Here is an 8,277-nt window from a genome sequence, read left to right on the forward strand (position 1 = left end):
GCCCGGCCGGTGCCGTTCGGGGCTCGGCCGGGCCCGCGCGAAGCTGCGCCCGCAGGACCTCGCGGCGCTGCGCGGCGTGACCGTCCCGACCTGCGAGGCCGGGCCGGGCGCCGGGGAGTGCACCGTCCGGTTCGAGCACCTGCGGTGGAAGACCGCGCCCGCCCGTCCCGGCGGACTGCTCGCCGCGAGCTTCGTCCTGCGGGGACGCGGGAGCCGCTGGCTCGTGGCGGGCTGACCGCGGGTCAGAGCCCGAGGTCCGCCAGTCCGGGCAGGTGGGCGCGGGCCGCCTCCCTGGCCTGCTCGGCGGTGCGCGCGGCACGGGCCGCCGCGGCCGCCGCGCGGCACTCCTCCAGCGTGTGCCGCACGAGCGCCGCCCGCACCAGCGGGAGGGACGGCGCGCTCATCGACAGCGACGTCACGCCGAGCCCCACCAGCACGCAGGCCAGCGCCGGATCGCCGGCGGCCTCCCCGCACACGCCGCACGGGACGCCCGCGCCGGCCGCGGGGGCGACCAGGTCGAGGACGGCGGGCTGCCACGGGTCCTGGAGGTGCGCGAGGCCGCCGACCTGCCGGTCCGCCGCGCACGCGTACTGGGTGAGGTCGTTGGTGCCGATGCTGAAGAACTCCACCTCGGGCGCCAGGTCGCGGGCGCGCAGCGCGGCCGCGGGAACCTCGATCATGACGCCGGGATGCTCGACGCCGGCCTCCCGGCACGCGGCCGCGAAGAAGGCGGCCTCCTCCGCGTCCGTCACCATCGGCGCCATGACCTGCAGCTTGACGCTGAGACCCGCGGCGGCGCGGGTCAGCGCGGCGAGCTGCGAGGCCAGCACGTCCGGGTGGCGGCGCATCATCCGCAGGCCCCGCTCGCCGAGCGCCGGGTTCGGCTCCTCACCGGGGGCGGGCAGGAACGCCAGCGGCTTGTCGGCGCCGGCGTCGAGCGTCCGGACGACCACGCGGCCCTCCGGGAACGCCTCCAGCACCTTCCGGTACGCCTCCTCCTGCTCCCCGTCGGACGGCGGCGCCGCGCGGTCGAGGAACAGGAACTCCGTCCGGTACAGGCCGACGCCCTCGGCGCCGTTCGCCAGCGCCGCCTCCACGTCCTTGGGGCCGCCGACGTTGGCCAGCAGCGGGACCGGGTGCCCGTCCCTGGTCGCGCCCGGCCCGGTGGACTCCTCCAGCGCGGACGCGCGGGCCGCGGCGGTCGCCCGCGCCGCGGCCACCTCCGCCTCGGACGGGTCGGGGAGCACCGTCCCCGCGGCGCCGTCCACCAGGACGCGGGTCCCCTCGGCCAGCGAGGCGGCGCCGGGCAGCGCGACCACGGCGGGGACGCCCATCGTCCGCGCCAGGATCGCGGTGTGGCTGGTGGGGCCGCCCTCCTCCGTCACGAACGCCACGACCTGCGCCGGGTCGAGGACGGCCGTGTCCGCCGGGGCGAGGTCGCGGGCGACCAGCACGAACGGCTCGTCGGACTCGGGGACGCCCGGCATCGGGAGCCCGAGCAGCCGGGCGATCGCGCGGTCGCGGATGTCGTCGAGGTCGGTGACCCGCGCGGCCATGTACTCGCCGGCCCCGGCGAGCATCTCCCGGTAGACGCCGAACGCCTCGAACACGGCGCGGGCCGCCGACACCCCCTCGTCGATCTTGGCGCGGACGCCGTCGGCGAGCCCGGGGTCGCGGGCCATCATCGCCTGCGCGTTCAGCACGTCACGGCCGTCGGTGTTGCCGGCCGCGGCCGCGCGCTCACCGCGCTCCTCCAGGTCGGCGGCGACGGCCTCCAGCGCGGCCAGCGCGGAGTCGCGCTCGGCGCCGGCGTCGCCGCCGTGCCGGGACCCGGCGGGCGGCTCCGGCACGGCCCCCGCGATGGTGCGCACCGGCCCGGTCCCGACACCGGGGCTGACGCCCGCGCCCTGCATCACCTCGCCCACCTCAGGCCCCCTCGGGCTCCGGGGTGGACAGCAGCTTCTCCAGGCTGTCGAGCAGCTCGTCGGCTCCGTCGCCCTCGGCGGACAGCACGATCTCCTCGCCGTGCCGCGCGTCCAGCCCGAGCACGGCGAGGATGCTCTTGGCGTTCACCGGGGAGCCGCCGCGCTTGGACACCGTCACGTCCATCGGGGCCTTGGCCGCGGTCTGGACGAACAGCGCGGCCGGCCGTGCGTGCAGCCCCACCCTGGACTCGATCTTGACGTTGCGCTCGGTCACCGCATTACTCCCAATCAGCTCGTTACCGTCCGGTGCACCCGCAGCGCGGGGCCCGGCACGACGTCCACTTCGATGAAATCGGCCACCAGATGGTCGGCCATGGCCAGCGCGCCCACCGACTGCGTGGTGACAACGCCGACGCATGTCATTCCCGCGGCCTTGACGGCCGCGACCCCTGCCGGGGCGTCCTCGAACCCGACCGCCTCCTGCGGCGGGACGTCCAGGTCGCGCGCGGCGGCCAGGTATCCCTCCGGGTGCGGCTTGCCGGTGACGACGTCACCGGCGGTCACCACGAGGTCGAGCAGGCCGCGGATGCCCAGCAGGTCCAGCAGGCGCTCGGCGTAGGGCCGCTGCCCCGACGTCACCACCGCCAGCGGCACGCCCGCGTCCGCCAGCGACCGGACGAGGTCGACCGCGCCGGGAACGGGCGCCACGTCCGGCATCCCCGGCAGCGACTCGTAGGAGACCGCCTGCTCGAACAGCTCCTCGACCGTCCGGCCGGGGAACAGGTGCACGTGGTCCGCCAGCGCCTCGGTCCCCCGCCGCCCCGCGAACGAGCCGATCAGCGCCTCGTCCCAGGGGACGCGGTGGGCGTCGAACAGGCGCGACCACATCACGCGGTTGCGCGGCTCGGTGTCGATGAGGGTGCCGTCGAGATCGAAGACCGCCGCGCCGAGACCGATCACCGCCATGTGCTCAGCTCCATGTGAACAGCTCGGTCCCCTTCGCCACCTCGCCCGACTCGCGCACGTCCGACAGGGCGTCGGCGCCCGCGTCCAGCGCGACGACCGCGCAGATGGGCGAGCGGCCGCCCGCCTCGATCACCGCGGGGTCCCAGCCGACGAGCGGCTGCCCGGCGGTCACCTCGTCGCCCTCGGCGGCCAGGAGCTCGAACCCCTGCCCCTTCAGCTTGACGGTGTCGATGCCGAGGTGCACCAGGACCCCGTGGCCCTCGGCGTCCACCACGACGTAGGCGTGCGGGTGCAGCTTGACGATCTTCCCGGTGACGGGCGCGATGGCGTGGCCGGGACCGCGCTCGGGGTCGACGGCCGTGCCCGGGCCGACCATGGCCTGGGCGAACACCGGGTCCGGGACGCCGGCGAGGCCGACGACCCGGCCGGCGACCGGGGACAGTACTCGGGTCATCAGAGGGGTTCCCTTGGTCGGTCGAGGAGGTCTGGTCAGTCGAGGAGGTCCTCGATGTCGCTGGCGATGGTGTCGGCCTCGGGCCCCACGACGACCTGGACGACGGAGCCGCTGCGCATGACGCCGAACGCGCCCGCCTTCTTGAGGGCCGGCTCGTCGACCTTTCCGGCGTCGGAGACCTCGGTGCGCAGCCGGGTCGCGCACGGCTCGATCTCCACGATGTTGTCGGCCCCGCCCAGGGCGGCGATGATGGCCTCGGCCTTGTCCATGCTCGTTCTCTCTTCTCGGGATCCGGGTGCTCAGTCGGTCTGGGTGACCTTGTTGAGGCCGCGCGGGACGTCGGGGTCGATCCCGAGCCGGCGGGCCAGGTTCTCGACCATGATCTGGCCGGGGACGATGAGGCCCAGCGGCGCCACCCACTCGGGGAGCCCGGGACCGGGCAGCGCGGCCGAGCACGCCTCCGCCAGCTCCGCTCCGCCGCCCACGCCGAACGCGCGGGCCCCCGCGCCGCGCACCCGGTGGGCCAGGGCGACGGTGCCCGGCAGCGTCGGCCCGGAGTCGGCGGCGACCAGCAGCGCCGGGGTCTGCGCGTCGACGACCGCGATCGGGCCGTGCAGCAGGTCGGCGTAGGACAGCCCCATGGCGTGCAGGTAGCACGCCTCCTTGATCTTCAGCGCCAGCTCCAGCGCGGTCCCGAACGCGATTCCACGTCCGGAGACCACCGTACCCGGGACCTTCGCCAGCTCCTCGACGATCTCCGGCAGCGCGGGCGAGGCCTCGGTCAGCGCGATCATCCGGGCGACCTCGTCGGGGACGCGGCGCAGGTCGTCCTCGGCGACCTGGGCGCCGAGCCCGAGGCCGAGCACCGACAGCGCGGCGAGCTGCGTCGTGTAGGTCTTGGTCGCCGGCACGGCGATCTCGGCGCCCGCCTGCGTGACCAGGGCGACCTCGGCGGCCTCGGCGAGCGGCGACCCGGCGCCGTTGGTGACCGCGACCGTCCGGGCGCCGCAGTCGCGCGCCCAGTCGAGCGTCTCGACGATCTCCTCGGTCTTGCCGGACTGGCTGATCGCCACGGCCAGCACGCCGGACAGGTCCAGCCGGCGGCGGTAGGCGGTCGCGATGGACGGCGCGGCGAGCGTGGCCAGCCGCCCGGCGTGCGCCTCCACCAGGTAGCGCCCGTACACCGCGGCGTTGTCGGACGACCCGCGCGCGATGAACAGCACCTGCCGCGTCTCCCGCGCCAGCGCCCCGACGTCGGCGACGCGCGGGAGGAGCGCGTCGATCGTCCGGCGCAGCGCGTCCGGCTGCTCACCGATCTCGGCGCGCATCTGACTGGTCATGATCCCCCTCCGAAGACTTCCTGCCCGTTGATCCAGGTCGCAAGCGCCCGGTGGTCCGGCCCCAGCCAGACCAGGTCGGCCGCTGCGCCGGGGGCGATCCGGCCGAGGTCCGGCCGGCCGGCGAGGCCGGCCGGGACCCGGGTCGCGGCGTCGACCGCGTCGGCCGGGTCGACGCCGAGCGCGATCGCGTTGCCGACCGCCTCGTCCAGCCGGAGGCCGGATCCGGCGATGGTGCCGTCGGCGCGCAGCGGCGGGCCCTGCTCGGGCATGGTGATGGGCTCGCCGCCGAGGTCGTAGGTGCCGGGCGGCATCCCGGCGGCCGAGGCCGCGTCGGTGACGAGCACGACCCGTCCCGCCGCGGCCCGCAGCACCAGCGTCGCCACCTCGGGGCCGACGTGGTGCAGGTCGAGGATGAGACCGGGGCTCAGCCGCTCGTCGATGAGGGCCTGCACGGCCACGCCCGGGTCGCGGTGGTGGACGCCGGTCTGCGCGTTGAAGATGTGGGTGACCTTGCGGGCGCCGGCGTCGGCCGCGGCGGCGACCTGCGCGGCGGTGGCGTCGCTGTGCCCGACGCTGACCAGCACGCCCGCCGCGGTCAGGGTGCGGATCGCCTCCAGGGCGCCGTCCCGCTCGGGGGCGAGGGTGACCAGCTTGACCAGGCCCGTCTCCAGCAGCGTCGCGATGTCGGCGGGCGCGGGGTCGGTGAGATGCGCGGCGTTGTGCGCGCCCTTGCGCTTCTCCGACAGGAACGGGCCTTCGAGGTGGACGCCGAGGACGCGGGCCCCGGGCGGCAGGCCCGGCAGCAGGTCGCGGGTGCGGCGGAGCGCCTCGGCCTGCGCGCGCACCGGGGCCGTGATGAAGGTGGGGAGGAACGCGGTCACGCCGGTCTCGGGCAGGCGGGAGACGACGGTGTGCCAGGCGGCGGCGTCGGCGTCCACCATGTCGTGCCCGAAGTACCCGTTCACCTGGAGGTCGACGAGGCCGGGCGCGAGGAGGCCGTCGGGGAGGTGGACGTCGGGCGCGCCCTCCGGACGCCCTTCTCCGGCCTCGACGATCACCCCGTCCGCGACGCGGACGTAGCCCGGGGACACGACGCGGTGCGGGCCGGCCGCCGGGGTGAGGACCATCTGTTCGGCCGTGATCAGCAGTGATGCCATGGGGGCGCGCTCTCTGTGACGCGATGATCGCGGGTGGGGTTCCTCCGGATAGCAACTGGTCTAGTCCGGACTAGACCAGTACGCACCATACTCCACGAATCGGAGGGAGATGAAGACGCGGGGCGAAACTTCGTCCGACGCGGGAGCGCCGCGGGAGTTCCGGCAGCCGGAACACGGGGAAGGGAGCCGGAAATGGTCAGGAAACCGGGGTCGGAACCGGAGGCACCGTCCGGTACGGGGTACCTGACCTGCGGTTTTGTCGATCTTGACGTCGCCGGCGCGTGATCGAGCCGTTACGGATTCGTGCATTGACATGTCTTTCGGAGCTGTGGTCTAGTCCGGCCTAGACCAGTACGAACCAAATCGAATACCGTCGAACGACCGACCAGCCCACCCATCCGTCGAAACCCGGCGAATCCCATCGATCCGGCCACCGGCCATCGAGGAAACCCCCGTGACGACCATCGACCCGCACAGTCCGGTACCGAAGTACTTCCAGCTCCGCGCGATCCTGCTCGACCTCATCGAGAGCGCGGAACTGCCCGTCGACGCCCCGATCCCCTCGGAGCGCGAGCTGTGCGTCCGGTACCGGCTGTCCCGCATGACCGTCCGGCAGGGCGTCGACCAGCTGGTGTCCGAGGGGCGGCTCTACCGCGTCCCCGGCAAGGGCACCTTCGTCGCCCGGCCAAAGATCGAGATGCCGCTGCGGCTCGTCTCGTTCACCGAGGACATGCTGGCCCGGGGGCTGCGGCCCGGGGCCGTCGACCTGGACCGGCGCACGGTCCCGGCCGACGCGCGGCTCGCCCGGATCTTCGACGTCGAGCCGGGCACGCAGATCCACGTCATCGAGCGGCTGCGCACCGCCGACGGGGAACCCATGGCACTCGAACGCGCGCATATCCTGGCCTCGCTCGCGCCCGACCTGCTCGATCGCAGGCTCGCGGACCGCTCCCTCTACGGCGTCCTCGAAGCGGTCTACGGGCTCGTCTTCGACGCGGGCGACCAGACCATCGACGCCAGCCTGGCCGACGCCGCCGACGCCAGGCACCTGCAGATCGCCCGGGGCAGTGCCGTGCTGCTCCTGCAACGGCGCTCCTACACCGGAGGAGTGTGCGCCGAGCTGGGCGTGTCGACCTACAGGGCGGACCGCTACCAGATCCACACGGCGCTCGGAAATCCCCCGCCGCACTCCTGAAACCCCTGAGGAGGAACCTCGCGATGACTGCGACAACAGTGGACTCCGCGCCGCGCCGAGGGTCGAGCGCCCTCGCGGTGCTGCAGCGCATCGGCCGCAGCCTGATGCTGCCGATCGCCGTGCTGCCCGCCGCCGCGCTGCTGCTCCGGTTCGGCCAGCCCGACATGCTCGGCGTGGACGGCCTCGGCTGGGACCGCGTCGCCGAGGTCGTCGGCGGCGCGGGCCAGGCCCTGTTCAGCTACCTGCCGCTGCTGTTCGCGGTCGGCGTGGCGATCGGGTTCGCCCGCAAGTCCGACGGATCCACCGCGCTCGCCGCCGTGGTCGGATACCTGGTGTTCGACCAGGTATCCAAGATCATGTTCTCGCACAGCGACGAGCTCAAGGGCAACGTGCTGATCACCAAGGTGGTGGACGGGGCGCCCAAGGAGGTCATCGACTTCGGGGCCAAGAACCCCACCGACGTGCTCGGCGGCATCCTCATCGGCGTCGTCGCCGCGCTGCTCTACCAGCGCTTCTACCGGGTGAAGCTGCCCACCTACCTGGCGTTCTTCGGCGGCCGCCGGTTCGTCCCGATCATCACGGCGGTCGCCGCCCTGGTGCTCGGCGTCCTGGTCGGCTTCATCTGGCCGGTGTTCGGCAGCTGGCTGACCGACTTCGGCAACTGGATCACCGGCGCGGGCGCCGCCGGCGCCGGCATCTACGGCGTCATCAACCGCCTGCTGCTGCCGTTCGGCCTGCACCACATCCCGAACTCGCTGATCTGGTTCGTGTTCGGCTCCTACAACGGCCCGGACGGCACCGTGCACGGCGAGATCAACCGGTACCTGGCCGGCGACCCGCACGCGGGCGGCTTCCTCGCCGGGTTCTTCCCCGTCCTGATGTTCGGCCTGCCCGGCGCGGCCCTCGCCATCTGGCGCGCCGCTCCCCCGCACCGCCGCCCCGCGGTCGGCGGCATCATGATCTCCGCCGCGCTCACCGCGTTCGTCACCGGCGTCACCGAGCCGATCGAGTTCGCGTTCATGTTCGTCGCGCCCGTCCTGTACGGGGTGCACGTCGTCCTCACCGGCATCTCGATGGCGGTCCTGGAGGCGGCCGGAGCCCAGCTCGGCTTCGGCTTCTCCGCGGGCGGCATCGACCTGCTGCTGAACGCCTCGAAGGACAACACCAAGGGCCTCTGGCTCATCCTCGGCATGGGCGTCCTGTACTTCTTCCTGTACTACTTCATCTTCAAGTTCCTGAT

Annotated in this window: 10 protein-coding genes; 3 read left to right on the forward strand and 7 right to left on the reverse strand. The window is 73.8% G+C overall.

The genetic code is table 11. From position 1 onward, the window contains the following. Nucleotides 1-235 (forward strand): hypothetical protein (locus AB0C69_RS33285; protein ID WP_360358881.1); only part of this gene is annotated, 235 nt, incomplete at its 5' end. 7 nt (nt 236-242) lie between these two features. Here AB0C69_RS33285 and ptsP read toward each other — a convergent pair. From ptsP to nagA, 7 genes are read right to left on the reverse strand one after another with little or no spacing between them, the layout of a single operon-like run. Next, the gene (ptsP, locus tag AB0C69_RS33290; protein WP_360358885.1) at nt 243-1,913 is read right to left on the reverse strand and encodes a phosphoenolpyruvate--protein phosphotransferase; all 1,671 of its coding nucleotides are present in this window, start codon (nt 1,911-1,913) and stop codon (nt 243-245) included. Nucleotides 1,914-1,926: 13 nt separating this feature from the next. Continuing rightward, nucleotides 1,927-2,199: an HPr family phosphocarrier protein gene (locus tag AB0C69_RS33295; protein WP_345177796.1), complete on the reverse strand. Its 273-nt coding sequence runs from the start codon at nt 2,197-2,199 to the stop codon at nt 1,927-1,929. A gap of 14 nt (nt 2,200-2,213) precedes the next feature. Beyond that, the gene (locus AB0C69_RS33300) at nt 2,214-2,891 is read right to left on the reverse strand and encodes an HAD family phosphatase (RefSeq protein WP_360358882.1); all 678 of its coding nucleotides are present in this window, start codon (nt 2,889-2,891) and stop codon (nt 2,214-2,216) included. Between the two features lie 4 nt (nt 2,892-2,895). Then, nucleotides 2,896-3,345: a PTS glucose transporter subunit IIA gene (locus AB0C69_RS33305; RefSeq protein ID WP_089315944.1), complete on the reverse strand. Its 450-nt coding sequence runs from the start codon at nt 3,343-3,345 to the stop codon at nt 2,896-2,898. Nucleotides 3,346-3,380: 35 nt separating this feature from the next. Beyond that, on the reverse strand, nt 3,381-3,614 hold the full coding sequence (locus tag AB0C69_RS33310; protein WP_345177791.1) for a glucose PTS transporter subunit EIIB: 234 nt from the start codon (nt 3,612-3,614) through the stop codon (nt 3,381-3,383). 30 nt (nt 3,615-3,644) lie between these two features. After that, complete coding sequence (locus AB0C69_RS33315) at nt 3,645-4,685, reverse strand: SIS domain-containing protein (RefSeq protein WP_345177790.1); 1,041 nt, start codon at nt 4,683-4,685, stop codon at nt 3,645-3,647. After that, nucleotides 4,682-5,842 carry an N-acetylglucosamine-6-phosphate deacetylase gene (gene nagA / locus AB0C69_RS33320; protein ID WP_360358883.1) on the reverse strand — a complete coding sequence of 387 codons (1,161 nt, stop codon included), beginning with the start codon at nt 5,840-5,842 and terminating at the stop codon, nt 4,682-4,684. Before nagA ends, AB0C69_RS33315 begins: the two co-directional genes overlap by 4 nt. A 454-nt stretch (nt 5,843-6,296) precedes the next feature. Here nagA and AB0C69_RS33325 point away from each other — a divergent pair, with 454 nt between their 5' ends. Both AB0C69_RS33325 and AB0C69_RS33330 read left to right on the forward strand, forming a co-directional pair. Further along, nucleotides 6,297-7,037 (forward strand): GntR family transcriptional regulator, encoded by a 741-nt coding sequence (locus tag AB0C69_RS33325; RefSeq protein WP_141581197.1) that lies wholly within the window; start codon nt 6,297-6,299, stop codon nt 7,035-7,037. Nucleotides 7,038-7,060: 23 nt separating this feature from the next. Continuing rightward, on the forward strand, nt 7,061-8,277 hold a 1,217-nt coding region (locus AB0C69_RS33330), incomplete at its 3' end, for a PTS transporter subunit EIIC (RefSeq protein ID WP_360358884.1).

This window comes from Actinomadura sp. NPDC048032, assembly GCF_040653175.1.
GTDB classification, from domain to species: Bacteria; Actinomycetota; Actinomycetes; order Streptosporangiales; family Streptosporangiaceae; genus Spirillospora; species Spirillospora verrucosospora.